Here is a 23,784-nt window from a genome sequence, read left to right as displayed (position 1 = left end):
GAAGTTGTCGCCGGCTGTAACCCTGGGGCAGCAGTATCGCCCTGCTCTTTACACTTACTCTTAATCAGCGGGTCATAGGTTCGAATCCTATGGCGCCCACCATTTCCTTCCTTACAGCCATCCATCCCATCGATAATGATTATTTCCCCTCTGCCTTGGACCGGGTGCCGGCCTGCGCGCATCTTCCCCTGCGTCACCGGTTCGGTGGTGGCATGGTGGAGGGAGGCTTTCGGTGAGGCATGGTGGCGTGATTGGGTTGTTGCTCGCGGTGGGCGTGGTGACGCTGTCCTCGAGCCTCGTGCCAGAGCCGGTCAACCGCGACGAGGCTGTGCGGCTCGAGCGGAGCATCCTCAGCCTGGCCGATGATGACAGCGCCCCTTCCCACGGTGCCGAGGCTTGGCTTGAAGCGGTGGGGCGGGCTGCACGACGGTAAGGGCGTATGACGGAATTCTTTTCTTTCAATATATTACATTCAATTGCTATGGATCGATGGCGCTGATTGGCGTTACCATGCTGCATCGCAGCAAGGCTATTCAGGATGAGCACACAGACCGTCTTCTCCGACGCGTCACTCGCCGCCGCGGACCGGCGTGAGGCAGGGCGCACTCCCGCCGCCGAAGCCGCCCGTGTAGAGCGCGCCTTCCTGGCCACGGTCGGCCTGCTTGCCGGGCTGGAGGTCGGCCTACTCGCCTTCTGGCTGATCGGCTAGAAGGGCCTGCCCGCTGCGCCGTTAAGTTGATCCGGCCGGGTGTCTTATGAGGCAGGTTCAACTCCGGCGTTGCGTGGCGTAACCCACGCTTTCGGGTCTTAATTCTTCCGAGCGAGCCTAGCAGCGAAGCGGTCCTGCAGGCGGCGGCGCTTCTGGTGCAGGAAGACGTATTGGGCCAGGCGGCGGATGATGGTCGGCGCGAGGATCATCCCTGCGATCACGAGGCCGCACAACCAAACCCAATCGTTCCCGCTCACCGCGCCATCCTTCTGCCGGACCAGCCAGCGCCTGTCATCGGCCAGGGTCTAGGCGGATAAGCCCTGCCATGCCAACCACGGGTGCGGCAGCGCGCCGATGGCACGGAGACGTGTAGACGTCGCCGCCTGTTGCCGTGACGGTGGCACGTGCTTTGTCAAAGCAAGCCGGGCTCGGGTTGGAGTCGCTTCCATTCGCCCCGGCTCGTGGAAGCTGCTTTTGACTGGTGTTTGCTCAACTGAAATCGCTCCAGCGGAGTGAGTCCTGATTTAGCGGGGACCGATGACCGTTTCACGCCGTACGCTTCTGGGCGCCCTGCCGCTGCTGGCCGCGCCGTCCCTTGCGCATGCCCAATCCGGGCCCTGGCCGAACCGGCCGGTGCGGCTGATCATCCCCTTCCCACCCGGCGCCTCGACCGATGCGGTAGGTCGGACCACGGCGGCGGTGATCGGGGCCCGCATCGGGCAGCCGGTCGTCGCCGAGAACAGGGCCGGGGCAGGCGGTAATATCGGCGCCGAGGCCGCGGCGAAATCCGATCCGGACGGTTATACCCTGCTCGTCGCCACCATCAGCGCCGCGGTGATGGGGCCACATCTGTACGCCAGGCTCGGCTATGATCCGATGAAGGACCTAGTGCCGGTGGCGCGCACCTGCCACACGCCGAACTGCATCGTCGCCCGGCCGGACCTGCCGGTCGGCACTTTGCGGGAGGCGCTGGACCTCGCCCGGCGGCAGCCGCTGACCTATGGCAGCCCAGGCAACGGCACCTCCGGCCATCTGATCGCTGAGTCGCTGAACCATGCGGCTGGCACCAGCATGCAGCAGGTGCCCTATCGCGGCACCGGCCCCCTGCTGGCCGACCTGCTCGCCGGGCGCCTCGACCTCGCCTGCGACAACCTGCCCGCCTATGTGCAGCAGGCGCGCGAGGGCAAGCTGAAGCTACTGGCGGTGGCCAGCGAGGAGCGCTGGTATTCCGCGCCCGAGGTGCCGACCGTCGCCGAAGCGGCCGGGTTGCCTGGCTTCGCTGCCATGATCTGGTGGGGCGTGCAGGCCCCGGCCGGGACGCCGGCGCCGATTCTTGACCGGGTGGCGGCGGCGGTGCTGGAGGGCTTCGCCACACCGGAGATTCGCGAACGGCTGCGGAGCTACAGCATCGAGCCGGCGCCGCTCGGTGGGGCGGAATTCGGCCGCTTCGTCGGGGTCGAATACCGCCGCTGGGGTGATGTCGTCCGGGATGCGAAGATCCGGCTGGATTGAGTCCAGGCGCGGCGGTTCAGGCGTCGAGCAGCAGCACGACCTGACCTTCCTGCACCTCGTCGCCCTCGGCGACGAGGATGGACTTCACTGTGCCGGCGCGTGGCGACTCGACCGGGATCTCCATCTTCATCGATTCGAGGATCATCAACACGTCGCCCTCTGCAACCTGCTGCCCGGGCGATGCCTCGATCTTCCAGACGGCGGCTGTGAGTTCGACGCGTACGCGCAATTCGGCCATGCAATCCTCCCCCGCGATGCGGTCAGGCAGAGCATAGCCTAGCCGATCTCGATAGCGTCCACCCGGTCCGGGTAGAAAGCCAGGTAGCCCTTGATCGCGGCCATGGCGGGGTAGGGAGATTCGTAGCTCCAGACCGCGTTCTCGGCCTGCCTGCCGCTGGCGGCGATGCTGTAGTAGCTGGCATCGCCCTTGTAGGGGCAATGGGTGCTGCGGGGCGTGCGGGCCAGCATCTCCATCGCCGCATCCTCGCGTGGGATGTACTGCACGGCGGGGTAGCTTGCTTCCTGCAGGGTCAGCGCCCGGCTCGTCTCCGCCACCACCTGGCCACCGAGGATGACGCGCACGCGCTGCGGCGTTGGCATGATGGTGATGGGGTGATCCGGCCCTGGCAGCTTCATGGCGGCGCTCCTCCGTGATGGCCCCGGATATCGCCGGCGCGGAGGCGAATTCCAAGTCCCGGCGGAGCGGCCGGCCGCTTCTCAGCCGGTCGAGCCGAAGCCGCCGGCGCCGCGGGTGGAATCCGTGGAAAATTCCTCCACCACGGCGAAATCCGGGCGGAGGATGGGGACGAAGACCATCTGCGCAAAGCGCTCGCCCGGCGTGACGGTGATGGGCTCGCCGCCGGGCGGGTTGCGGTTCCAGGCGCTGACCAGGATCGGGCCGGTGTAGTCGGCATCGATCAGCCCGACGAGGTTGCCGAGCACCAGCCCCTTCCGGTGCCCGAGGCCGGAACGCGGCAGCACCAGCGCCGCCATGCCGCTATCGGCCATGTGCAGGGCGATGCCGCTCGAGATCAGCGCCGGGGCCGCGCCCGGTTCCAGCACCAGGGGCTCATCGAGGCAGGCATGCAAGTCAACGGCCGCGGCCAGGCCGGTCTGGTAGCGGGGCAGGCCCCATTGGCGCAGCCGCTCGTCCAGCAGCTTCAATTCGATCACCGGATTGCCCATGCCTGCCTCTCCCTGTCGCGGCGACCGGTGATAGAGCAAGGGCCGCGAGGGCGGAACGCTCAAGGGAGGATGGCACGCGCGAGGCTTTCCCGTCCCTTGCGGGCGAGGCTGCGCCAGGCACGCACGCCAGGGCTGTCCGGCGTGCCGAGCAGCATCCCAGGCCAGAGATGGGCTGCGGCGGGCAGGGGCAAGCCGGCGGCGGGCAGGACGGCATGCGCAGGCATCGCCAGGCCATGCAGCGAGGAGGCGGCGAAGCCGCCGTTCAGGGCAATGGCGAGGAGCGGCAGGGTCCAGCGCATTCGATCCTCCCGGTGGCGGGCGTGGGCGGGAGGGACAAGGCAGGCGGCATGCCAGGCAGGAGCGGCCGGAAACGGGGCCGTTTTGCCGCGGTCTGCAAGTCCCTCCGCCTGGCGGTTTGCAGAATGCGATAACCTTGCGCGCAACCCATCGGGGTATCGTCCTGCGCAGCCCCTTGGCTTGCTGCCGGAGCTTGTCGCTTTCTTAAAGCGGGTCGTTGCCGCTCAACATAGGTCCTGCAACGCTGCGCGCCGGCGACCACGCCGGGCACCGCCGGCCCTGCCTCAGCTTGTTGCAGTAGTGATCGGTTCTTGATTGACACAAAATCCGCAAAATGCGACACACGCCGCCGTGAGCGCGATCGATCCCCAAATCGCCGACCAGTTGGCCCAGGATCTCCCTCCGGCCGATTTTCGGCGCATCATCGAGACCTTCGAGGATGATCTTGGCCGGTTGGCGCGGCAGCTGGAGGCGGCTGCCATCGCCGGGAATTGGGATGGCTACCAGCGCGCCGCCCATAGCCTGGCCGGGGAGGCCGCAGCGGTCGGCGCCACCACCCTGGAACAGGCTGCGCGCGTCGCCATGGACCCACGCTCGCCGCATCCGCCGGCGGTGGTGGTGCCGGTCATCCGGGACCGGGCCCAGGCAGCCTTGCAGGAATTGTCCGCCCTCGCGGCGCGCTCCGAAGGCCGATGAAAGGCGGCGTCGGGCGCGTCCTCCTGGTCGAGGACACGCCCACCCAGGTGGAGATCGTGCGGTCGCACCTGCGGGATCTCGGGCACGAGATCCGCACTGTCGGGACCGCGACCGAAGCCCTCGCCCAGGCTCGCGCCTGGGACCCGGACGCCATCCTGCTCGACCTCGAATTGCCGGATTTCCCCGGCCTCGAGGTGCTGAAGGTGTTGCGGGCCGAAGGCTCTGAAACCGCGGTCATCATTATCACCGCCAATGCCTCGATGAATACCGCGGTCGAGGTGATGCGGGCCGGAGCCACGGATTTCCTGCCGAAGCCCTACCCGAAGGCGAAGCTCGTCTTCACCCTGCAGAATGCGATGGAGAAGCGCGCCCTCGTCATCGAGAAGCGGGCGTTGGAGAGCGAATTGCAGGCGGCCCGGGCGCTGACGGCGCGGCAGGGCTACATGGGCTTCATCGGCGCCTCGCCGGCGATGCAGGCGGTCTATCGCACCATCGAGAGCGTTGCCTCCAGCCGGGCGAACATCTTCATCACTGGCGAGAGCGGCACGGGCAAGGAGTTGGCGGCGGAGGCGGTGCACAAGGCCTCGCCGCGCGCCGGGCGACCTTTCGTCGCGCTGAACTGCGGCGCCATCCCGCGCGACCTGTTGGAGAGCGAGATCTTCGGCCATGTGAAGGGTGCCTTCACCGGGGCGACGGAAAACCGCGCCGGCGCCGCCATGCAGGCGGATGGCGGCACGCTCTTCCTCGACGAGATCGGCGAGATGCCGCTCGAGATGCAGGTGAAGCTGCTGCGCTTCGTGCAGACCGGCAGCGTCCAGCCGGTCGGCGGCTCGCGGCAGGAGCGGGTGGATGTGCGCTTCGTCTGCGCCACCAACCGCGACCCGCTGGCCGAGGTGGAAGCCGGGCGGTTCCGCGAGGATCTCTACTACAGGCTCTATGTGGTGCCGATCGAGCTGCCGCCGCTACGCCACCGCGGCGGGGATGTGCTGCTGGTCGCCCGCGCCTTCCTCGCCCAGTTCAGCCGGGAGGAGCGCAAGCGCTTCCGTCGCTTCTCGCCCGAGGCGGAGGCGGCGATCCTCGCCTATCCCTGGCCCGGCAATGTGCGGCAGCTGCAGAATGTGGTGCGCAACGTCGTCGTGCTGCACGAGGGCGAGCAGGTGGAGGCAGCGATGCTGCCGGCTCCCCTGTTGCGCGCCGCGTCGCGTGGGGCCGAGGGGATGTCCGTTCCCATGGCGGAGCCGCTGATGCCGGTGGCGCCGCCGGCCCTGGAGATCATGCCGCTGGCCGAGATGGAGCGGCGGCTGATCCTCGCCGCGCTGGACCACACCGGGCGGGACGTGCCGCGCGCCGCCTCGCTGCTGGAAATCAACGCCTCGACCATCTACCGGAAGCTCCAGGCCTGGCGCGGGCCGAAGCGGGCGGCGGGCTGAGCTCAGCCAAGCGTTCCGCGCAGCCAGTCGACAAAGGCGCGGGCGGCAGGCGACGTGGCGCGGGGCGAGGTCGGCAGGGCGGCCAGGCCTTCGGGGAAAGGGACGAAGTCGCAAGGGGCGAGCAGGCGGCCGGAGGCCAGTTCCTCTCGCACCAGGCGCTGCTCGACCAGGGCGATGCCGAGCCCGGCCAGCGCCGCCTCGATGCAAAGATGGGTGTGGGGAAAGCGCAGCTCGTCCCGACAATCCAGCACCCGGCCGGCGCGCTGCGCCCAGATCGGCCAGGCGCGGTCAATATGCTCGTGGGCGATGCGGGTGCCGGCGGCGAGGCAGCCAGGTCCTGCCTCCACCGGATAGTCCGGCGCACAGACGGGGCCGAAGGCGATCGGGCCGAGCGGGATGGCGCGGGCCTGCTCGCCGGGCGGGTAATGGCCGCGATTCCAGGCGATCACCAGGTCGGCGCCCTCATGGCGGAGGGCGCGGGCGGTGGTCATGGAGAGGCGGAGGCGCAGCGCGGGCTGGGCCCGGTAGAAGCCCGGCAGGCGTGGGACCAGCCAGCGCATGGCGAAGCTGGCGCTGCAGGCCACGTGCAGGGACGGGCCGCCCGCCGTTTCGCGGAGGGCCATCCAGCCCGCCTCCAGCCCGTCCAGCGCCGCAGCAACGGTGCGGCGCAACGCCTCGCCCTCGGCATTGAGGCGGAGGCCGGTGCCCGCCTTGTCGAAGAGGGGTAGGCCAGCCGCTTCCTGCAGGGCCTGGATCTGACGGCTGACTGCGCCATGGGTGCGGCCCAACTCTTCCGCAGCGCGGGTGACGGATCCGAGCCGTGCCGTCGCCTCGAAGGCGCGAAGGGCGGCGAGAGGCGGCAGGCCGCGCGGCATGAGGTTTCCTTTGTGAGTTTCGTTCACCGATCCGGCAGCCGAAATCGATAGTCGCGTGGCGGCTGCTTCGTCTAGCCATGCAGCCGCAACGAGCCAGGAGGGTGGGCATGACGGTCATCACCAGCAGCGCGGAGTTGGAGGCGATCTATGGGTCGCTGGATTCGGTGGGCGAGGCCTCGACAGCCAAGGTGGCGGATCATGTGACGCCGTCCTATGCCCGCTTCATCGAGGCGGCGCCCTTCCTTGCGCTGGCGACGGTGGGGCCGGAAGGGCTCGACTGCTCGCCACGCGGGGACCGGCCGGGCTTCGTCCGCATCGCCGACCCGAAGACGCTGCTGCTGCCCGATAGGCGCGGCAACAACCGCATCGACAGCCTGCGCAACGTCGTGCGGGACCCACGGGTCGGGCTGATGTTCCTCATCCCCGGCAGCGGCAATGCGCTGCGCATCAACGGCATCGCGGAGGTCGAGACGGACCCGGCGCTGTGCGACAGTTTCGCGGTGGAGGGGAAGGCGCCGCGCTCGGTGCTCGTGATCCGGGTGGGCGAGGTCTACTTCCAATGTGCCCGGGCGATTATCCGCGCCGGGCTGTGGCGGCCGGAGAGCCAGGTCGGCCCTCGCAGCCTCCCGACGCCAGGGGCGATCCTCGCCGAGATGAGCGAGGGTCGGGTCGGCGGCGAGGCCTATGACACCGCTTGGCCGGCGCGGGCGCAGGATAGCATGTGGTGAGCTATCAACAGGCGCCCGGTCCGGCGAGGACGCGATAGATGCCGCGTTCGGTCGCAAGGCAGCCGCCGGTGATCCGCCCCTCGAAGCGCGTGCCGTCGGCGGCGATGAGCACGCCGGGGCCGCTTGGCAGGTCGTCGACGAACTGGCCGATGAAGCGGGTGCCGTTGCTGTAGGTCTCGGTGCCCTGGCCGTTGCGGCGGTCGCCCCGCCATTCGCCCTCATAGACGCCGCCGGACCAGGTCATGGTGCCGCGGCCCTCGCGCTTGTCGTTGCGCCACTCGCCCTGGTAGCGGTCGCCGCTCGGGTATATCTGCAGGCCGCGGCCGTTGCGGCGGTCCTCGCGCCATTGGCCAGAATAGACGCCGTAGCCGTCCTGCTGGCGGCCCTCGCCGCTGCGGACGCCGTTCGCCCACTGGCCGTCGTAATCGGGCCCGCGCGGCCAGGTCCGGACGCCCCGGCCATTCGGCAGGTTGTTGCGGATCTCGCCGCGATAGGTGCTGGCATCGCCGAAGCGGATCTGGCCGGCCTTGGCCTCGCCGGCGTTGAATTCCGCCTCGACCTGGGTGCCGCCGGTCATGGCGATGGTGGCCGGGCCTTCCAGCTTGCCGTCCTTGAACTGTCCCTGGGTGAGGCTGACCACCGCCTCGCCCTTCCGCCGCAGCAGCTCCCCCGTGCCGCTGGCTGCGCCGTTGCGGCAGGCGCCGGACCATTCGAGGCTCTCGCCGGGCTGGAGATCGGGCGCCCAGATGCCGCAGCGGCTGCGGGTATCGGCGACCAGGCCACGCGACGGCTCGGCCGGGGCGGCGGGCGGCGGCGGGAGGGAGGGGGCGGAGTCTTGCGGCGGACGGGGGCGAGGGGCGGGGCGCGTGGCGGGTGGGGCCGAGCGGGTGCTGCTGGGAGGCGGCGCGGGCGGATCCTCGAAGGTCACCGCGGCCCAGGCAGGCCAGGCGAGCAGCAGCAGTGCGGACAGGATGCGCTTCATCGGCCGGGGACCGTCCGCAGCAGCACCACCCGCACCGCGACGCGGCCCGCTTGCTGGGCGTCGCGCAGGGCGCCGGCCAGGGCGATGTTGAAATCCTCGAGCGGCTCCGGGCGGCGTCGCTGCTGGAAGAGGGGTGCTTCGGAGGCGATAACGACCAGCATGTCGGTTCCGAAGGGCGCCGTCGCCACCCAGCGGCTGCCGTCGCCGAAGACGGGGCTGGTGCCCGGCGGCTGCGGGGTGCCGCCCTGGACGAGATGCCCGACTTCACCCGCCTCGCTCACATAGGCCACGTGCAGCCGCGCCGGCCAGGGCGGGGTGGTAACGTTGAAGCGCAGGCCCTGGCCCTCGCGCAGCGGGTTGGCGCTGGTGAAGGTGAGATTGGGCGCGTCATCTCCCAGGATGGCGAAGGGGCGGACGATGTCGAGCGTCCGGCAATAGGGGCCGTCGAAGCTGTCGAGGGCGATCCGCGTCGCACCGGGCGGCAGGCCGGAGGCGCCCAGGTCGCGACGCATGGCCTCGGCGACAGCGGTGCTGGCGAGGCCGGTGACGGAGAGGCCACCTCGGCCGGCCGGGGTGGCCTGAACCAGGCTGCACGGCATGGTGCGAAGCATGGCGGCAATGGTTGTCGCATCCGGAGCGGGAGGCGGCGCCGGGCTCGGCGCCGGAGGCACGGGGGGCGGGGCAGGAGCGGGGACGAGCGGCGGCTGCTCCGGCGGCTGGGGCAGAGGGAGCGGCGGTGCGCCGTTGTGGGGCTGCCGCGGCGCGTGGGAAGCGCGGTCGCCGCCGAGCATGAGGCTGCCGGCCACCAGCAGGGCGAGCACCACTGCGCCGCCGCCGAGGGCCGGCAGCAACAGGCGACGGGTCCGCGGCGGCTCCTGCAGCAGCGGGCGCGGCGGCGGGCGGACGACGGTGCCATCCTCCGGCGGCTCCGGGGACCGGCGGAAGGGGGAAGCGAGAGCAGCCTGCACCGGTGTGCCTGCCGTCACGGCCGCTGCCGCCTGTTGCAGCGCGACGGCAAATTCCGCGGCGGAGGCGAAGCGGTCTTCCGGCGCCTTTGCCATGGCGCGGGCGACGATGGCATCGATCGCCGGCGTGCCGGTCGGCGACGGGCCGATGCGCGAGGGAGGCACCGGGTCGGTATTCAGCACCTTCTGCATGATGGAGGTGATGCCGCCGGAGAAGGGCTTCTCGCCCGAAAGCAGCTGGTAGAGCACCACGCCGGCGGCCCACAGGTCGGCGCGCTGGTCGACGGTTTCGCCGCGGAGCTGCTCCGGCGCCATGTAGGCCGGCGTGCCCATCATGGTGCCGACATGCGTCATCGAGGAATTCTCGAGCCGCGCGATGCCGAAATCGGCAATCTTCAGCGTGCCCGATGGGGTGAGCATCAGGTTGGCTGGCTTGATATCGCGGTGGACGACGCCCTTGGCGTGGGAATAGCCGAGCCCGTCGAGCAGCTGCGTCATCAGCTGCACGACGCGCGGCAGAGGCAGCTTCTCGCCCCTGTCGAGCAGCGACTTCAGCGAGCCGCCCTCGACCAGCTCCATGATGATCCAGGCCTGCTCGGCATTCTCCCCATAGTCGAAGACGGAGACGATGTTCGGGTGATTGAGCCCGCCCGCGGCCCGTGCGCCGCGCCGGAACCGGGCCATGGCGTCGGCGGTTTCTGCATCCTCGACGGGCGGCAAGGTCACGACCTTCACCGCGACCCGGCGTTCGATCAGCTTGTCGAAAGCCTCGTGCACGATGGTGCCGGCACCGGTGCCAAGCGTGCCACGCAGCTCGTATCGGCCGGCGATATCCACTTGGACGTTCATGACCTAGCCGCGCTTCCGCAGGCCCGAGGGGCGGACCTCACCATCAGCGCGCCATCACCCAGCATCGCCAGCCACCAAACACGGAGAGAGACAAGCTTGCAAGGGCGAACAAATCCGGGCAAGCGCCTGCTGGGCGTCAGGACCCATATTGGCCAAATTGTTACTCAAATCGCCCGGAATTCGCCAAATAGTTTAATATCGATGCCAAAAACATTCCTGGCGTTGGGCGACGCATGCTCTCCCCGCAACGTGACGCAGGGCATCCTGGAAGTTTGCCGTCAAGGAACGAATCTCACGGCCTCGTCGATTGCGAGGATGAAACAGGAGGCAGACATTCCACCTCAGATCAACGTCGAAGACGAGCGGCAGGCATGTCCATGACCCTCCAGCCAAGCTATACGGATACCAGGCCGCAGGGGCAGAGCGTTTCCGTCACCGCCTGCATCTGCACGCATAACCGTACACATTATCTGCGCCACTGCCTCGAGAGCCTGCGGCAGCAGAGCGTGGGACCGGATGCCTTCGACATTGTCGTCGTGGACAGCAAGTCCTCACCGGCTGCGGCGGCGGAGATCCAGCATCTCGTCGCCGAATCGCCGAATGCGCAGCTCATCCGCGTGGAAGAAGCGGGCCTCAGCCTCGCCCGCAATGCCGGTGCGCTCGCAGCCCGGGGCGATTACGTGGCCTATATTGACGACGACGCGCTGGCGGCGCCCGACTGGATCGAGCAGATCATGCGGGTGGTGCAGGAGCTGCCGGTGCGGCCGGCCGTGCTCAGCGGCCGCGCCCTGCCGATCTGGGAAGCGCCCCTGCCCGGCTGGTGGCCGGACAGCCTGCGCGGCATCCTTACCATCACCGAATGGGAGGGGCGCGGCGAGTACCGCACCTCCGAGGTGCCGGCGGAGCTTGGCCCCTATGGTGCCAACCTGGTGATCGAGCGCGCGGCGCTGCTGGCGGTATCCGGCTTCGCCGAGGATCTCGGCCGCCGTGGCGGGCTGCTGCTGTCCGACGAGGATGTGCATCTGGCCTGGAAGCTGCAGGATAGCGGCCGCTCCGCCCGACACGATTCGCGCATCACCGTGCACCATTGCATCCAGGCGGTGCGCCTGACGCCCAACTGGTTGTTGCAGCGGCTTTACTGGCAGGGCGCCTCCTCGGTGCTGACGCGGCTGATGCTCGGACACAACCGCCTTGTCTGGAGCGAATTACCGCGGCGACTGGCGCTGGTGGTCGCGTTGGCGCCGCTGGCCCTGATGCCGGCGGAGAGCAGTGCCATGATCGGCCCGCGCTGGCGGCTGGCCTATGCGCAGGGCTTCGTCAGCATGGCCCTCGGTGAGTTGCGGATCCGCGCGAAGAAGGCCGGTATCCGGGTGAACGCCCATACCCTGCCGGAGAGCGCCGCACCGCGCGGCGCGATGGGCTGAGACGCCCTGGGCGACGACCTGCGATCACCGGATCGCGGGTCGTCGCCTTGACTTATGTCGTGGCGGGGAGCCTTGCCTCTGCGCGGTCCTCGGCCCAGGCCAGCGTGTCCTGCAGCAGGCCGAGCGACCGAAGCTGCTCCGGGCCCTCGTAGCGCAGGCTGCGCGGCCCGTGCAGGGTGAAGTCCGGATCGCGCTTCAACGCCGCGAGGTAGCGGCGGTATTCCACCGACCCGTCGTAATGCGCGTTGCGCGTGACGGCATCCAGCACGCGAGCATGGAAGTCCTGCAGGAATTTGAAGTGGAGCAGCACGCCGCTCGGCTGCTCCGTGGCAAGGGCGAGCGGCGCGACAGCGTGCGCCGAGCGGAATTCCATCCCCTCGCGCCAGCGCAGCAGCGGCAGCTTCGTCAGGTTGGGCGAGCGAAGCGGGGCCATGCGGGCGTACCAGGCAGCACGGCGCAGCGGCGGCAGGCGCCAGCCGAGATTGTAGAGCTTCTGGTGCAGGAAGCGCCCCGGGCGGGAAGGAATGGCCTCAGGGAAGAAAAGGCGTTCGCGGATGCCGCCATAGGTGGCGATATACGGGCAATTCGGCTCGGGCTCCTGCCTCAGCCGCGGCGGCTCGAACCAGGGGGCGGCCTCCAGCAAATCCTGCCCGGCTTCATAATGGACTGCGTGCAGGGGTTCGCGCGGGAAGCAATCCAGCATGATCGTCAGCAGGCCTTCGGACCCCAGCCCTTCGAGATGGCGGCACAGGCGGGGCAGGGCGCCAGGCACGTCGCTGCCGGGAAAAACCAGCATTTCATCAGCATCGAAGAGCATCACCCAACGACCGCGGGCATGGCGGTCCAGCAAGGCGTTCACCCAGTCGATGCCGAAACTGGCCTCGGCGAAGCTGCCAGGCGCCTCGACGACGTGCACGCGCGGGGTGCGGAGCGCGATGTCGCGCGTGGCATCCGTCGAGCGGTTGTCGATCAGCAGGATGGGGCCGACGCCGAGGCGCCGTGCGTGCCGGATCGCGGCCCCAAGGCGAAGCGCCTCGTTTCTGGCGACGACGATGCCGATGACCTCGCCCGGTGCGGGATCGGGGGGAGGGCCAGCAAATCGCAGACCGAAGGGCAGGGCTTCCTTAGGCGGTGTCATGCTGGTCCTTGGGACGGTGCAGGCGTTCGAGCGCCTGGCCCGATGCATCGAAATTGGCATCGCGCAGCCAGTGGGCGATGGCGGCGCGGCGCTCCGGCCATTCGTCATCGAGCAGAGAGAAATAGGCGGTGTCGCGGCGATGGGCGCGCACGACCATATGGGCCCGCAGCACGCCTTCGAGCCGGAAGCCAAGGCGCTCAGCCGCACGGCAGGAGGCAGTGTTCAGCGTGTTGCACTTCCAGGCGATGCGGCGGTAGCCGAGGCTGAAGGCCAGGTCGATCAGTAGGAACATGGCTTCGGTCGATGCCCGGGTGCGGGCGAGCCCGGGCGGGAACCAGATATTGCCGAGCTCGATCGCCGCATCGGCCGGGCGGATGTCGAGCAGAGCGAGCCAGCCGGCCGCGTGTCCCGGCCTGCCATCGGCGTCATGCGGGCAAACTGCCCAAACCAGCTCGCCCTTGCTGACGGCCATGAAGCGGAGCGTACCGGCGAAGGCGGCACGGTCAGCGAAGGGACCGAAAGGCAGCCAGCGCCAGCTTTCCGGCGCATCGCGCGCGATGGGCCAGAGCTCCTCCGCATGCGCCGTGGCCAGGGGCGCCAGCGTGACGCTGGTACCGGTGATGGGTGCATGTTCCGGCCGAGGCCGTGGCGTCGGGTCGACCGGCTGGCCGAGGAGGTCCGTCTCGCTCATCAGACGAAACGCCGGCCGCCGGCGAGGAAGGCGTAAAGGCCGGGCGAGAGGCGGAAGATCACCGCCGCACCGAGCGCCGCGACCGATATCGTGACGGCGACGCTGGCAGCGTAATGCGCGAGCATCCACGCATCCGTCTCAGCCGGCACCAGGCCCCAGAGCAGGTACTTCACGAAGATGATGATGGGAAAATGGGAGGCATGCAGGAAGAAGGCGAAGCCGCCGTAGCGGGCGAAGAATCCGCCGATCTGCGTCGTAGCCAGGCGCAGGCAGAGGCCCCAGCATGCAACGACGCCGAGCGGGCGGGCGAGCCGCGTCGCCAGGTCGAGCATGTCCTCATGCGGTGGCGTGGTCGGGTCGAGCCAGAGTGGCGCCAGGGCCCGTGCCGCCATCAACAGGGCATAGGTAACCAGCAGGAGCTGGGTCGTGCGCCAGGAGATGTTCAGCGGCACCTGCCGCATCCGGGCGAAGCCGCCGAGGAAGAAGAAGAACAGCACGTCGGTGCGGATGAAGATGCCGAAGGTGAAGTCGCACACCCAGGAGGCGCCGAGCACCGCCACGCCCGCGAGGGGCGCATGGCGCAGGATGAGCCAGAGCAGCGGGCTCACCAGGACCGACAGGAAGAGGTCCCGCACGAACCAGAACTGGAAGGCGGTCGGCAGGCCGGTCAGACCGAAAATCCCATCGAGCAGGCCGAAGAAGCTGGGTTCGTCGAAATCGAAACGGAATTCACCGAGCAGGCCCGTGGTTGGAGCGACCGCGTGCAGGATGAAGCCGATTGCGATCGTGGCGAGGCTCCAGGTGATGAGCGGCAACAGGAGGGAGAGGATGCGGCCTCGCATCCGCCGCGCGATGGTCCGCAAGGGGTGATCGGTCAGGCCGAAGAACAGCCAGCCGGAAATGGTGCTCAGCAACGGCACTGCGCTGAAGAAGAACAGCAGTATGAAGCTGTTCACGAAGGTGGCGAAGGAGTGTTGATCCGGGTCGAACCCGGTGAAGGGAGAGACCCGGCTGTTCGGAAAGGAGAAGTAGTGCAGGAAGACGAGGCCGATGACGAGTACCACGCGGGCGACCTCGATCGTCGTCGGCAGGCTGGCGGACAGGCTGCGCGAGGCCTCGGCCTGCGCGACAGGTCTTCCGGACGAAAAGGCGGGCTGGAGGATGGCCATGGCATCGGTCCCGGGCTGTTCTTGTTATGACGGATGGATGGGCGTGGTGAGGGCGAGTTGTCGTGGCGTGGCCGCAGGGCGAGATTGCGCGTGGTGCTGCAACAGCTCCTCCTCGACAGCGCCGATGAGCTCGTCCTGCATGCTCCGCGGATTGATGGCGTGGTCTGTGCCGCTGAGGATGAGGGTGCGGACCGGCGCGCGCCGCGGAAGGTGCCGGCCCCCGCGCCCGAAATGCGCGCGCAGCTCGCGGATCGAGCGGTCGCGTTCGCTATAGACAAGGCAGAGGGTCGTGCCGCGCGCCTGCAATTGCCGCAGCCAACGGCCAGCGCGGTCAAGGCCGCTCTCGAGGCCAAGCCGCTCGGCGAGGAGGCGGTCGGCTTCGGCAAAGCTTCGGCGAACCGCCATGCGGAGCTTGCGCCACCTGGGATTCTCGCCGGGCGGCGGCCCGCCATCGAGGTCCGGCGCGCCGCCCGCGGCGCGATCGAAGGCAGGCAGGTTGGCGATGGCGAGGCCGGCGACCCGGGCATCCCGCAGCGCGGTCTGGAACGCGTGGTGCCCGCCGGAGCAGACACCGACGACCAGGCTGCGCCGAAAGCCTTGATGCTCCAGCAGGTCGAGCCCGGCGAGCGCATCGAGTGTCGGCGTGTCGCCGAACAGGGCCTCAGCGCGCTCTTCGTCGCTGACCGTGCCGCTTTCGCCGATGCCGTGGGAGTCCATGCGCAACGAGGCGAAGCCAAGCTCGGCCAGGCGGCGCGCCATGCGCACCGCGATGCGGCCATTGCCGATATGGTGGTTGGCGCCGGTATTCAGGATCAGCACGCCGGTGGGCTGCGGCTCCGACGGCCTGCACAGGATGCCGGCAAGCTGCTCCTCCCCGCCGAAGCGCAGGACGCGCTCCTCGATGCCGGGCGCAACGGGGAGGCGGTCGGTCACGGCGGCGGTGCCCGGCGGTGGCGCTCCGTCCTTAGCCAACCAGCGGGCGACATTGTCGAAGAACGGTCTGGGCGGGATGCTGAGCTGGGCGTGGCGGAGGAAATCGGCCTGGCCTTCGAAAGGCAGTGCCGTCACCGTTACGCCAAGATCGGGCAGGGTGGCCGGCCTCGGCGGCTCGGCAAGCAGGATGCGGCCGGGCCGTGCCTGGCGCAGCAGGATGCCAAGATCAAGACCGCGCAGGTCGGCGATGTCGGTATCGTGCAGGCGGAAGCCGGCTGATTCGAGCCAGCCCGGCTCGGGCGTGGCCTCGCCGGCGGCACGGGCGCCAAGCAGCAACTCCCGGCCATGGGCGCGACCGGACCAGACGGGCGCCAGGAGCACCATGTCGGCGAGGCTGCCCGGGCGGCGCGCGGCGCTGGCGGCCGCGAGCAACGCGCCAAGCCTCAAGCCACCGAGGCTGACGGCCTTCAGGCCGAGCGTGGCGCGCATCCAGTCGCAGGCGGCATCGATGCCGGCGAGCCAGTCCGCAAGCCGGTGCGGCGCTTCCTCGCCCGCCGAGTCGCCGGTGCCGGGATAGTCGAAGCGCAGCACCGGCGTGCCGGCGGCGGCGACCTGCTCGGCAAGGACGCGCAGCCCCGCATGAGTGCAGATCAACTCATAGCCGAAGGGCGGGCAGAGCACGAGGCCATGCGCCGCCCCCTGTGCCGGATGCAGCCAGCCGCGGCAGCCGTGGAAGGCGACCGGGATCATCGGCGGCTACCTCCGTTCCCCGCTCAGGCCCGAGGCCAGAGCGTCATGCTTACGGCCTCGGGCCAGGCATCGATATCGAAGCCATGCTGCCGCAGCAGGGCGAGCGCCACACGCTCCAGGCCGAAGCCGGCGCAGCCGGTGTGCGCCGGCTCGCCATCCGCGCCGCGGATGCCGTAAGCATCGGCGAAGTGGTGGACATGGTAGTTGAAGCTCCCGCAGGCGCTGAGCTTGTCGGGGTTGGAAATCGGTACGAGGATTTCGAACTTGAGGCGCTGGCTGCGCTGGCCATTCGCCATGAGCATGCCGGGGCGGCCGAAGAAGGGATCGTTCGCCAGGTCCGTCGTCGCAGGCAGGCCCATGAGGCGGAACATCTCCAGGGCGCGTGTCATCCAATGCGACTGGAAGGCACGAATGCGCTCCGGCGTGCCGAAACAGACCTGCTCGCGCTGACGGAACATCTGCATGCGCGCGGGATCGATCGAGGGTTCACGACGGAAGCAATAGGAGGAGGAGTCGACCAGCCAGCCCTCCGCCGGAAGCGGGCCGCGCGCGGCGATGATCGGATAGACCGGGTAGCAGGAGGCCGGCGTCAGCACGACATCGGCAGGCTGCTGCGCCGCAGTCCAGCCACCTTCCTCCGGCGTGCAGGCGAGCACGCGCTTGTGCTCGCGGTCATCGCCGCAGAAGCAATGCACGGTGCCGACGAGCTGCGGCATGTTCTTGAAGTAGCCGCTCGCCTCGAAGCCGCTGCGCGTCATGATCGGCGGAAAGCGCATGAGCTCCGCCTTGTCGTCGGCGGAAAGGCGGCCGATCAACCGGTCGACGGCATCGACCAGGGACTCGAAGGTGGCGCTGCGGCCGTAAAGGCCATCAACGCCGGTTGCGAAGAGCAGGCCGCGAGTGAACAATTCCTGGCGGAAGTCGTCGGCGCTGAGGCGGGGGGCGAGTTCGATGGTGCTCACTGCACGGTCTCCTGGGCAACGGGCCAGCCATTGGCATCGACTGCCTTGCCGCCGCCGGACGCCGCATCCTTCTGCAGGCCTTCCAGCACGCGCACGATGGCGTTGATGGAGGAGAAGCTGTCGCGCGTCAGGGCCGTCTCGGGAAACTCGACGCCGAGCGCATTCTCGAGGCCGATCATCACCTCCACCGTGCCGTAGGAGGAGAGGCCGGCATCGAAGAGGTCCGCATCGTTGCTGAGCGCATCGGCGCGACCAGCGAGGTCGCTAACGCCCTTTAGGACATTTCGAACGGTTTCATGCAGCACGGGGCGATCTCCAGCGAACAACAATCATTATTTGAGAAAATGCGTCGATTATCAACTCAAGATGGCTTTATCGACTTGCAGGATTGCATCGGCGGCAAGGCGTATCGCCATGGGCGTTCATGGAGATACGCCCCGCTGTCCCGGCAATCGTATCACATGACAGTGGGTGGCGGCGTGATGCCGCCACCCTGATGTCAGTTACCCGCCTTCACGCTTGCATTACGCGAGGGGAGCGAGAGGCTGGACTGCGGGCCTGGCGGCTGGGCTGCGGCGCTGTCGAACGCCCGCTGCAGCGCTGCGGTGAAGCGTGGCACGCCCGCCCAGCGGAGATGGATGGCATCGAAGAATTCCTCTTCGGAGGCTTTGTAGGACTGGTTGCTGTCCCAGTACTGTGCGCCGCTCTCGCCGAGCGCCGTGCGGATGGCTGCCGAGAACTGGCCCAATACGGCGCCGTCCGCGTCGTGCGCCGTCCGCCAAGTGGGATGCAGCGGCGTCATTGCGACCATCAGCCGCTTGCCATCGCCCTGCACCCGGTCGGCCAGCTGCGACAGCGAGGAAAGGCAGGCGGGGTCCGGCCCATCGACGGCGCCGTAGAGCAGCTGCCCACGCCCTTCCCCCACCGCGAGTGGCCCGCTGCCGAACCGGTCGAAGACCAGCGGGTCGGTGCGGTTCGCGCCGGAGCGTTTGTCGGCGATGGTGACGGCATTGCGCGCCAGCGAGGACAGGGAAAAGTAGCGCGTGTAATAGAACCAGGGCGTCGCCTGGCCGAAGACGTAGTCGTCGACATCGTCGCGGTCGAAGACGGCGGTGGGCTTGCTGTCGCAGTCCTGGAAGTCCTGCGGCGAGGCGATCATCACCACGTCCTGCACTGAGGGGTAGTGGTCGAGCAGCCAGTCGGCGACGAAACCTGTCTGGTTGACGCTCAGGCCGCAGAAGCCGCCGTTCAGCGGTTCTGTCTGCGGCGCGGCCTTCACCAGGGTCTCGCCGTCGAAGTGGCGCCAGGCGACGGAGGAGCCGACGACCAGCAGGGTGGGCGCGCCGGGCTGCGTCTTCCGCAGGACATGCAGCTTCTCGTCGATGCACAACGAATTGCTGAAGGCCGGCGGCGGCAGGTTGCCCGCTGCCGACAGCGTCAGCAGGGCGCCGTAATAGAGGGCGAACATCCCCAGCAACGAGCCGAAGAAGGCCAGCAGGTAGCCAGGCCGCACCGGCTTCGGTGCAGCCTGGGCGATCGGCGTTTCGGACATGGCGTCATGCGCCTTTCCGTCTGGTGGCGATCAGCTGGACGAAATCGCCCACATTGTGCAACGACTCCAACTCGGCCGTGCGGAAGCGGATGCCGAAGCGCGTCTCCGCCGCGACCACAAGGTTGACATGCGCCTGGCTATCCCAGCCAGGAATGTCATCGGCGGTGGTCGTGGGCGTGAGGGTGATGTCGTCATCGTCGAAAACATCGCGGAAGACCTGCGTCAGCGCCGCGTAGATTTCCTTGTCGTTCATGTGGTGTCCAAGGCGATGGGGTGGGCGAACGGCCTTGAGCCGCGAGTCTCGTACCGCCAGACCAGCGTCCCATCGGGGCGATCCGGCAAGGGCGCCATCGGCGCGAAGCCGAGGCGAGGATAATGCTCCGCCACCATGCCATTGCGGGCGGTGGGGCGATACTCACCAATAAGCGCGGTGATGCCCTGGCGCCTTGCGTAGTCCGACAGCACCTGCAAGGTCGCCTCCTCGACCTTGCGGCCGAGCACGCGGCAGCTCATCAACCAGGTGTCTATCAGCCATTCGCCGGGGCGCAGCGCGGCGTCCGGGCGGGCGAGCACGACGCTGATGAGGCCATTGTCGCCGAAGCGATCGGCAAGGCGAAGCGAAAGCGCCAGCGAGTCCGGGTCCGCCGCCAGGGCCTGCATCTCGGCCTCGGTATAACGGCGGGTGGTGAGATTGAACTGGTTGGTCTTGTTGACGAGCTGCGTGGCCCGCGGCAGCTCGGCTGGGCCGATCGGGCGCGCGGTCAGCACCATCTCGAGGCTGCGGAGATAGCCTTCGAGGTCGGTCGTCTGGTCCAGCACGGCCTGCCGCGCGGCGTTCGCCGCATAGCTGCGGCCCCGCGCGGCATCGTCGGCAGTGAAGCCGGCCGTCTCGAAATAGCCGGCAGCGGCGAGCCATGCCGGGTAGAGCGCCGCATCGTCCGGCAACTCCGGCACGGCGACATCCGGCAGCTCGCGGCGGATGATATCGCGCTCGGCCGGATTGTCGTCGACGAAGACCAGGGCGTCGAGGCCGATGTTCAGCTGCTTGGCGATCTGGCGGAGGTTGCCCGCCTTGTCGTTCCAGTTGGCAAGGAAGGCGGCGATGTCGCCGCGCTTCAGCGCCATCTCCGGGTGGTTGGCGAATGCCGCCTCGGCGACTGCGGAGTCGTTCTTGCTGCACACGGCAAGGATGATGCCACGCCGACCGAGCTGAGCCGCATAGCGCTGCACGGCGAGGAAGGCCTCGCCGGTCGGGTTGCCCTGGCCGAGCTTGATGCCCTCGATGCCGTCATCGCCGATGACGCCGCCCCACAGCGTGTTGTCGAGGTCGAGCACCAGGCATTTGCGCGTCCGGCCCAGCACGGCCCCGGCGATGCGGGCGACAAGGTCGCCATGCAGCGGCGCCATCGTCGGGCTGACGAGTTGCTTTGCCTGATGCCAGCGCACCGGGTCGGCGAGGCCATCGGCCGGGCCCTGGCCGGCCATCTGTGCGGCGAGGTCGAGCAGCAGCACGCCATCCTCGCGCGCGGCGGCGCGGAGACCGGCATTCAGCCGATCGAGCAGGCTGCGCGGCGCGGCGGGCACCATCGCTTCGTAACTGCCGAAGAGCGGCGGGCTGGCGGGAACCAGCAGCTGCTGCACCACCTGCGCGTTGAACCGTTCCTTCGCCCGGCGCCAGAGATGGCGCAGCTCGGCGATGCGGGCGGCGACGGCCTCCTCCACCGCGCTCTCCGGCGAGTCGAGCGGCAGGTCGAGGGGTGAATCCTGCGCATCGAGGGCGAGCAGGATCAGCTGCGGCGCGAAGGCGGCCAGCGCCGGATCGTCGCCGAGCAGCGATTGGCGGTAGCTGCCATAGGGAGCGACGTGCACCGACAAGGCGAGGCCGCGGTGCAGGCCAGCGACGCGGATGCCGGGCACCAGGTGATCGACCGTGTGCGAGGCAAGGATGGCAAGCCGCAGGGGAACCAGGCCGAGTTGTGCCGGGGTCGCTGCCAGACCTGCCTCGGCCAGCCGGTCCAGCCGGCCGGTCGCGGTGAAGTCGCGGCGAAACCCGGCAAGGTGCATGGCCCGAGCGAGCCGCTCGCCCGGGTCGGCGATCCGCCGGGCGATGGAAAGCGCCGCGCCGAGATCGTCATGCACCGGAAGCCAAGCGAGCTGTTCCATGGCGGCCTCAGAACTGGAAATAGAGGAATTCGGTCGGCGCCGAGGAGAAGGTCTGCATCAGCACGAAGAAGCTGAGCACGCCGAGCGCGACGCCGTAGATCGGCGCCGGCCGCCAAGTCATCGCAGGCAGGATCGCCTGCACCCAGGCCGGGCGGCCGCGCCAGCCGAGCGCGGTGCGGAACTGCAGCATGAATTGCTGGGTGTTGGGCATGAACCAGACGAAGGCCAGCAACCCGATGATCGACGCCCAGTCCTCGATCTGGACGAACTGCCCGGCCCCGACCGCCAGCCCGTGGCCCGCGACAATCTCCGCGACGAGCGGCAGGTCGGCGAAGCTCGCCGGCACGACGACGCCGTGCAGGCCGACCATGCCGGCCAGCAGGTTCAGCGCCGCCGGCACGTTCTCGGCGCGGAAGAAGACCAGGGCCACGACGACGCAGACGAAGGTCAGCAGCACGGAGGACGCGTGCGGCAGCAGGCGGTCGTCATCTAGCTTCCAGCCCCAGCTCGCCTTCAGCGCACGCCAGCCATGAGCGATGACGAGATAGACACCATGCAGCACGCCGAAGACGACGAACTGCCAGCCTGCACCGTGCCAGACGCCCGAGATGAACATGGTCAGGATGGTCGGCCAGGCGACCAGGGCGAGGAAGGTACCGGGCGTCATCTTCCCGCGGCGCGGCAGGGGCTTGCCGGCGGCGGCGCGGGCGCGCGTCGCCCGCAGCACGATGGGGTTGTAGATGTAGGCCGTCAGGAAGCGCGTCAGCGTCATGTGCCAGCGCGACCAAAACTCGATGACGTTGCGCGCCTTGAAGGGGCTGTCGAAATTCGGCGGGAAGCTGATGCCGAAGAGCAGGCCGAGGCCGATCGCCATGTCGGTATAGCCGGAGAAGTCGAAGTAGATCTGCAGCGCATAGGCCAGCGCACCGCCCCAGGCATCGAGCAGCGGGAGACCCTGGCCGTCCGCGGCCGCGGCGAAGGCCGGGCTTGCCACGGTGCCGAGGGGATCGGCCAGGACGACCTTCTTCGCCAGGCCCAGGCCGAAGAGGGTCAGGCCGATCGAGATGTTGTCGAAGCGGGGACGGAAATTCTCCGGATTGCCGAACTGGCTCAGCATCTCCCTGTGGTGGGTGATCGGGCCGGCGATCAGATGCGGGAAGAACGTGATGAACAAGCAATAGTTTAGGAAATCGTGCTCAACGACGGCTCCATCATGCGCGTCGCTGAGATAGGCGATCTGCTGAAAGGTGAAGAAGGAGATGGCGAGCGGCAGGACGATCTCGTTGAGATGCCAATCGAAGCCAAAGGCGGTGTCGATGTTGGTCAGCAAAAAGGTAGTATATTTGAAGTACAGAAGCGGCAAAAGGTTGCCAACGACACCAAGAACAAGAACGACCCTCGAAGGCTTCCGCGCAAGATAGCTGCCCAGGATGTAGTTGGCAAGAATGCTGGTCGCCAGCATGGGCACACACCAGGGATTCCACCAGCCGTAGAAGACCAGGGATGAAAGCGTCAGCCACCCGGCCGCGATCCGTCTTTGCCCGAGGCTGGCGAAGACCAGGAAGCCGAGCAGCACGATCGGCAGGAAGCCAAGGATGAATGTAACTGAACTGAAGACCATCGGCCCGTTCTTTTCTGAATAGATTTTCGCTGCGGCGATAGCCTATCGCAATATATGCCCATCCAAAAAGACGCGGCTTCACAAACAGAAAAGCTTCCGGCTTCTTATCGGATAAGTGATGGCACTATTCCGGCTTGAACTTCGGGTGAGCAGCAAGGTCAGTCTGGCTTCCAGCGCAGCCGACGGAACAGCCATTCCCGATAGGCAAGAACCGCTTCGGGTGGCGGTGCGAGCGGACTGAAGACCGGAGCGAGGTCGGCCCCGGCGCTGAGCCGGATGCCGGGACTGAGCGTCGCGCGCTCCTCCTCCAGCCAGCGCTGCGCAGCTGCACGCCAGAGCGCCACCAAGTCACCCGGCGTCAGCGCCGGCAGCAGCACCGCGCCAAGCAGCCGGGCATTGGCCGCGGCGGCGAGCAGGCCGGCGCGGAGCGTGGAGTCGCCGCCGGTGGCAAGTTCGGTGACGGCAGGCACCTCGGGCAGACTCGGGTCGCGCTGCTCATCCAGCACGAACCATGGCTGGGCACCAAGCGCGGCAAGGCGGGCCAGCCCATTGCCGCCCTGCATCACCACCGCCTCCACCATGCCCTGAGCAAGTGCCGTGTCGGCGCGCGCTCCGGCAAGGCCGAGGACGGGTGTGGCGGCATGGCCTATCAGGTCGAGGCCGAGCAGGGCCGCGGCGCCCGCCTGATCAGGGGCGGCGAGGCCGAGGCGAAGCGGGGCCGTGGCCGCGGGTGGCCGGCCCCGTCCGGCCAGCAGCGCCGGCCCTTGTGCGGCGCAGACCGGGACCCAGCCGGCGCCGTCGAAGCGGGCGCGCTGGTCGCCGACCAGCCGGGCCTGGGCCGCAGCGCCCGGCAGCACCAGGAGGCTGCGGCCATCCGGCGCGGCGGCGGTGGCGAAGCGGTTCGCGGCGGTCACGCCATCCGGCCCACCGAGGACGCTGCGCTCCAGCATCACGGCGGCGGTGCTGCCGCGGGCCAGCGCGGCGGCCAGCCGATTCGACCAGTCGGCGAGCGGCCCGTCCTCGGGGCCCGGGACCAGCAGGGTGGCGGTCGCCGGCAACAGGGCGAAGGCCGGCGCGGGCAGGGCGGCGAGAGCGGTGGCGAGCAGCCTCCGGCGGGTCGGTCGCGCGCCTTGCGCCATGCTATGCCTCCCTC

The 23,784-nt window shown here is 68.7% G+C and carries 27 protein-coding genes; 8 read left to right on the top strand and 19 right to left on the bottom strand.

The features are described 5' to 3' along the window. The first annotated feature begins 232 nt into the window (after window positions 1-232). Together LH62_RS05950 and LH62_RS31010 are read left to right on the top strand one after the other, a co-directional pair. On the top strand, window positions 233-433 hold the full coding sequence (locus LH62_RS05950) for a hypothetical protein (RefSeq protein WP_043359939.1): 201 nt from the start codon (window positions 233-235) through the stop codon (window positions 431-433). A gap of 105 nt (window positions 434-538) precedes the next feature. After that, window positions 539-709, top strand: a complete 171-nt coding sequence (locus LH62_RS31010) for a hypothetical protein (RefSeq protein WP_160299778.1) — start codon at window positions 539-541, stop codon at window positions 707-709. A 98-nt stretch (window positions 710-807) separates the two neighbouring features. On the opposite strand, the gene LH62_RS31005 is transcribed toward LH62_RS31010, so the two are convergent. Further along, window positions 808-966, bottom strand: coding sequence for a hypothetical protein (locus tag LH62_RS31005; RefSeq protein WP_160299777.1), 159 nt, complete (start codon window positions 964-966; stop codon window positions 808-810). Between the two features lie 280 nt (window positions 967-1,246). Here LH62_RS31005 and LH62_RS05945 point away from each other — a divergent pair, with 280 nt between their 5' ends. Next, a complete protein-coding gene (locus LH62_RS05945) occupies window positions 1,247-2,221 on the top strand; it encodes a tripartite tricarboxylate transporter substrate binding protein (RefSeq protein ID WP_043359937.1) in 975 nt (324 codons plus the stop codon). A gap of 16 nt (window positions 2,222-2,237) precedes the next feature. Here LH62_RS05945 and LH62_RS05940 read toward each other — a convergent pair whose 3' ends face one another. The 4 genes from LH62_RS05940 to LH62_RS05925 all read right to left on the bottom strand — a co-directional run bounded on the left by LH62_RS05940 (window position 2,238) and on the right by LH62_RS05925 (window position 3,705). Continuing rightward, window positions 2,238-2,459: a biotin/lipoyl-binding carrier protein gene (locus tag LH62_RS05940; protein WP_043359936.1), complete on the bottom strand. Its 222-nt coding sequence runs from the start codon at window positions 2,457-2,459 to the stop codon at window positions 2,238-2,240. Between the two features lie 38 nt (window positions 2,460-2,497). After that, window positions 2,498-2,857: a DUF427 domain-containing protein gene (locus LH62_RS05935; RefSeq protein ID WP_043359935.1), complete on the bottom strand. Its 360-nt coding sequence runs from the start codon at window positions 2,855-2,857 to the stop codon at window positions 2,498-2,500. Between the two features lie 81 nt (window positions 2,858-2,938). Further along, the gene (gene dut / locus LH62_RS05930) at window positions 2,939-3,406 is read right to left on the bottom strand and encodes a dUTP diphosphatase (RefSeq protein WP_043359934.1); all 468 of its coding nucleotides are present in this window, start codon (window positions 3,404-3,406) and stop codon (window positions 2,939-2,941) included. 59 nt (window positions 3,407-3,465) lie between these two features. Next, window positions 3,466-3,705, bottom strand: coding sequence for a hypothetical protein (locus LH62_RS05925; protein WP_043359932.1), 240 nt, complete (start codon window positions 3,703-3,705; stop codon window positions 3,466-3,468). Window positions 3,706-4,054: 349 nt separating this feature from the next. On the opposite strand from LH62_RS05925, the gene LH62_RS05920 reads away from it, so the two are divergent. Together LH62_RS05920 and LH62_RS05915 are read left to right on the top strand one after the other, a co-directional pair. Further along, entirely contained in the window at window positions 4,055-4,399 is a 345-nt protein-coding gene (locus LH62_RS05920; RefSeq protein WP_043359930.1) for an Hpt domain-containing protein, read from the top strand. Beyond that, window positions 4,396-5,829, top strand: a complete 1,434-nt coding sequence (locus LH62_RS05915; protein WP_043359927.1) for a sigma-54 dependent transcriptional regulator — start codon at window positions 4,396-4,398, stop codon at window positions 5,827-5,829. The genes LH62_RS05920 and LH62_RS05915 overlap by 4 nt, the downstream gene beginning before the upstream one ends. 2 nt (window positions 5,830-5,831) lie before the next feature. Here the strand turns inward: LH62_RS05915 and LH62_RS05910 are convergent, their stop codons facing one another. Further along, the gene (locus LH62_RS05910; RefSeq protein WP_052213757.1) at window positions 5,832-6,704 is read right to left on the bottom strand and encodes a LysR substrate-binding domain-containing protein; all 873 of its coding nucleotides are present in this window, start codon (window positions 6,702-6,704) and stop codon (window positions 5,832-5,834) included. A 107-nt stretch (window positions 6,705-6,811) separates the two neighbouring features. Here LH62_RS05910 and LH62_RS05905 point away from each other — a divergent pair, with 107 nt between their 5' ends. Further along, entirely contained in the window at window positions 6,812-7,432 is a 621-nt protein-coding gene (locus tag LH62_RS05905; protein ID WP_043359921.1) for a pyridoxamine 5'-phosphate oxidase family protein, read from the top strand. Window positions 7,433-7,436: 4 nt separating this feature from the next. On the opposite strand, the gene LH62_RS05900 is transcribed toward LH62_RS05905, so the two are convergent. Both LH62_RS05900 and LH62_RS05895 read right to left on the bottom strand, forming a co-directional pair. Beyond that, the gene (locus tag LH62_RS05900) at window positions 7,437-8,414 is read right to left on the bottom strand and encodes an MORN repeat-containing protein (protein WP_043359919.1); all 978 of its coding nucleotides are present in this window, start codon (window positions 8,412-8,414) and stop codon (window positions 7,437-7,439) included. After that, window positions 8,411-10,228 (bottom strand): serine/threonine-protein kinase, encoded by a 1,818-nt coding sequence (locus LH62_RS05895; RefSeq protein ID WP_052213756.1) that lies wholly within the window; start codon window positions 10,226-10,228, stop codon window positions 8,411-8,413. The genes LH62_RS05900 and LH62_RS05895 overlap by 4 nt, the downstream gene beginning before the upstream one ends. Window positions 10,229-10,599: 371 nt before the next feature. On the opposite strand from LH62_RS05895, the gene LH62_RS05890 reads away from it, so the two are divergent. Beyond that, window positions 10,600-11,652 (top strand): glycosyltransferase family 2 protein, encoded by a 1,053-nt coding sequence (locus tag LH62_RS05890; RefSeq protein ID WP_201445428.1) that lies wholly within the window; start codon window positions 10,600-10,602, stop codon window positions 11,650-11,652. A 52-nt stretch (window positions 11,653-11,704) separates the two neighbouring features. Here LH62_RS05890 and LH62_RS05885 read toward each other — a convergent pair whose 3' ends face one another. Genes LH62_RS05885 through LH62_RS05860 form a run of 6 tightly spaced genes read right to left on the bottom strand, consistent with a single transcriptional unit; the run spans window position 11,705 to window position 17,600 of the window. Further along, complete coding sequence (locus LH62_RS05885) at window positions 11,705-12,790, bottom strand: glycosyltransferase family 2 protein (protein ID WP_043359917.1); 1,086 nt, start codon at window positions 12,788-12,790, stop codon at window positions 11,705-11,707. Beyond that, a complete protein-coding gene (locus tag LH62_RS05880; RefSeq protein ID WP_043359915.1) occupies window positions 12,777-13,481 on the bottom strand; it encodes a GNAT family N-acetyltransferase in 705 nt (234 codons plus the stop codon). Before LH62_RS05880 ends, LH62_RS05885 begins: the two co-directional genes overlap by 14 nt. Beyond that, the gene (locus tag LH62_RS05875) at window positions 13,481-14,650 is read right to left on the bottom strand and encodes an acyltransferase family protein (RefSeq protein ID WP_052213754.1); all 1,170 of its coding nucleotides are present in this window, start codon (window positions 14,648-14,650) and stop codon (window positions 13,481-13,483) included. Before LH62_RS05875 ends, LH62_RS05880 begins: the two co-directional genes overlap by 1 nt. A gap of 24 nt (window positions 14,651-14,674) precedes the next feature. After that, window positions 14,675-16,333, bottom strand: coding sequence for a serine aminopeptidase domain-containing protein (locus tag LH62_RS05870; RefSeq protein WP_052213753.1), 1,659 nt, complete (start codon window positions 16,331-16,333; stop codon window positions 14,675-14,677). Window positions 16,334-16,356: 23 nt separating this feature from the next. After that, a complete protein-coding gene (locus LH62_RS05865; RefSeq protein WP_052213752.1) occupies window positions 16,357-17,295 on the bottom strand; it encodes an amino acid--[acyl-carrier-protein] ligase in 939 nt (312 codons plus the stop codon). Next, window positions 17,292-17,600: an acyl carrier protein gene (locus LH62_RS05860; protein WP_052213751.1), complete on the bottom strand. Its 309-nt coding sequence runs from the start codon at window positions 17,598-17,600 to the stop codon at window positions 17,292-17,294. Before LH62_RS05860 ends, LH62_RS05865 begins: the two co-directional genes overlap by 4 nt. Here LH62_RS05860 and LH62_RS31445 point away from each other — a divergent pair. Further along, window positions 17,592-17,792 (top strand): hypothetical protein, encoded by a 201-nt coding sequence (locus tag LH62_RS31445; protein WP_201445427.1) that lies wholly within the window; start codon window positions 17,592-17,594, stop codon window positions 17,790-17,792. The two genes, LH62_RS05860 and LH62_RS31445, sit on opposite strands and share 9 nt — an antisense overlap. 2 nt (window positions 17,793-17,794) lie before the next feature. On the opposite strand, the gene LH62_RS05855 is transcribed toward LH62_RS31445, so the two are convergent. The 5 genes from LH62_RS05855 to LH62_RS05835 all read right to left on the bottom strand — a co-directional run bounded on the left by LH62_RS05855 (window position 17,795) and on the right by LH62_RS05835 (window position 23,770). Then, the gene (locus LH62_RS05855; protein ID WP_052213750.1) at window positions 17,795-18,847 is read right to left on the bottom strand and encodes a hypothetical protein; all 1,053 of its coding nucleotides are present in this window, start codon (window positions 18,845-18,847) and stop codon (window positions 17,795-17,797) included. A 4-nt stretch (window positions 18,848-18,851) separates the two neighbouring features. Continuing rightward, entirely contained in the window at window positions 18,852-19,100 is a 249-nt protein-coding gene (locus LH62_RS05850; RefSeq protein ID WP_043359910.1) for an acyl carrier protein, read from the bottom strand. Continuing rightward, window positions 19,097-21,010, bottom strand: coding sequence for an HAD-IIIC family phosphatase (locus tag LH62_RS05845; RefSeq protein ID WP_052213749.1), 1,914 nt, complete (start codon window positions 21,008-21,010; stop codon window positions 19,097-19,099). Before LH62_RS05845 ends, LH62_RS05850 begins: the two co-directional genes overlap by 4 nt. Window positions 21,011-21,017: 7 nt before the next feature. Further along, a complete protein-coding gene (locus LH62_RS05840) occupies window positions 21,018-22,631 on the bottom strand; it encodes an MBOAT family protein (RefSeq protein ID WP_043359905.1) in 1,614 nt (537 codons plus the stop codon). Between the two features lie 158 nt (window positions 22,632-22,789). Beyond that, window positions 22,790-23,770 (bottom strand): hypothetical protein, encoded by a 981-nt coding sequence (locus LH62_RS05835; protein ID WP_043359903.1) that lies wholly within the window; start codon window positions 23,768-23,770, stop codon window positions 22,790-22,792. Between the last annotated feature and the right edge of the window lie 14 nt (window positions 23,771-23,784).

Source organism: Belnapia sp. F-4-1, assembly GCF_000802185.1.
In the GTDB taxonomy this organism is placed as follows: Bacteria; Pseudomonadota; Alphaproteobacteria; order Acetobacterales; family Acetobacteraceae; genus Belnapia.
The sequence above is the reverse complement of the archived record's forward strand: the minus strand, read 5'-3'. Positions and strand labels throughout refer to the sequence as shown.

Coding starts and splice junctions, on each gene's coding strand:
- LH62_RS31445 (WP_201445427.1), top strand. CDS start 17,592: ATGCAGCACGGGGCGATCTCCAGCGAACAACAATCATTATTTGAGAAA.
- LH62_RS05835 (WP_043359903.1), bottom strand. CDS start 23,770: ATGGCGCAAGGCGCGCGACCGACCCGCCGGAGGCTGCTCGCCACCGCT.
- LH62_RS05845 (WP_052213749.1), bottom strand. CDS start 21,010: ATGGAACAGCTCGCTTGGCTTCCGGTGCATGACGATCTCGGCGCGGCG.
- LH62_RS05910 (WP_052213757.1), bottom strand. CDS start 6,704: ATGCCGCGCGGCCTGCCGCCTCTCGCCGCCCTTCGCGCCTTCGAGGCG.
- LH62_RS05935 (WP_043359935.1), bottom strand. CDS start 2,857: ATGAAGCTGCCAGGGCCGGATCACCCCATCACCATCATGCCAACGCCG.
- LH62_RS05850 (WP_043359910.1), bottom strand. CDS start 19,100: ATGAACGACAAGGAAATCTACGCGGCGCTGACGCAGGTCTTCCGCGAT.
- LH62_RS05840 (WP_043359905.1), bottom strand. CDS start 22,631: ATGGTCTTCAGTTCAGTTACATTCATCCTTGGCTTCCTGCCGATCGTG.
- LH62_RS05875 (WP_052213754.1), bottom strand. CDS start 14,650: ATGGCCATCCTCCAGCCCGCCTTTTCGTCCGGAAGACCTGTCGCGCAG.
- LH62_RS05905 (WP_043359921.1), top strand. CDS start 6,812: ATGACGGTCATCACCAGCAGCGCGGAGTTGGAGGCGATCTATGGGTCG.
- LH62_RS05945 (WP_043359937.1), top strand. CDS start 1,247: ATGACCGTTTCACGCCGTACGCTTCTGGGCGCCCTGCCGCTGCTGGCC.
- LH62_RS05915 (WP_043359927.1), top strand. CDS start 4,396: ATGAAAGGCGGCGTCGGGCGCGTCCTCCTGGTCGAGGACACGCCCACC.
- LH62_RS05895 (WP_052213756.1), bottom strand. CDS start 10,228: ATGAACGTCCAAGTGGATATCGCCGGCCGATACGAGCTGCGTGGCACG.
- LH62_RS05870 (WP_052213753.1), bottom strand. CDS start 16,333: ATGATCCCGGTCGCCTTCCACGGCTGCCGCGGCTGGCTGCATCCGGCA.
- LH62_RS05890 (WP_201445428.1), top strand. CDS start 10,600: ATGTCCATGACCCTCCAGCCAAGCTATACGGATACCAGGCCGCAGGGG.
- LH62_RS05900 (WP_043359919.1), bottom strand. CDS start 8,414: ATGAAGCGCATCCTGTCCGCACTGCTGCTGCTCGCCTGGCCTGCCTGG.
- LH62_RS05940 (WP_043359936.1), bottom strand. CDS start 2,459: ATGGCCGAATTGCGCGTACGCGTCGAACTCACAGCCGCCGTCTGGAAG.
- LH62_RS31010 (WP_160299778.1), top strand. CDS start 539: ATGAGCACACAGACCGTCTTCTCCGACGCGTCACTCGCCGCCGCGGAC.
- LH62_RS05880 (WP_043359915.1), bottom strand. CDS start 13,481: ATGAGCGAGACGGACCTCCTCGGCCAGCCGGTCGACCCGACGCCACGG.
- dut (WP_043359934.1), bottom strand. CDS start 3,406: ATGGGCAATCCGGTGATCGAATTGAAGCTGCTGGACGAGCGGCTGCGC.
- LH62_RS05855 (WP_052213750.1), bottom strand. CDS start 18,847: ATGTCCGAAACGCCGATCGCCCAGGCTGCACCGAAGCCGGTGCGGCCT.
- LH62_RS05925 (WP_043359932.1), bottom strand. CDS start 3,705: ATGCGCTGGACCCTGCCGCTCCTCGCCATTGCCCTGAACGGCGGCTTC.
- LH62_RS05885 (WP_043359917.1), bottom strand. CDS start 12,790: ATGACACCGCCTAAGGAAGCCCTGCCCTTCGGTCTGCGATTTGCTGGC.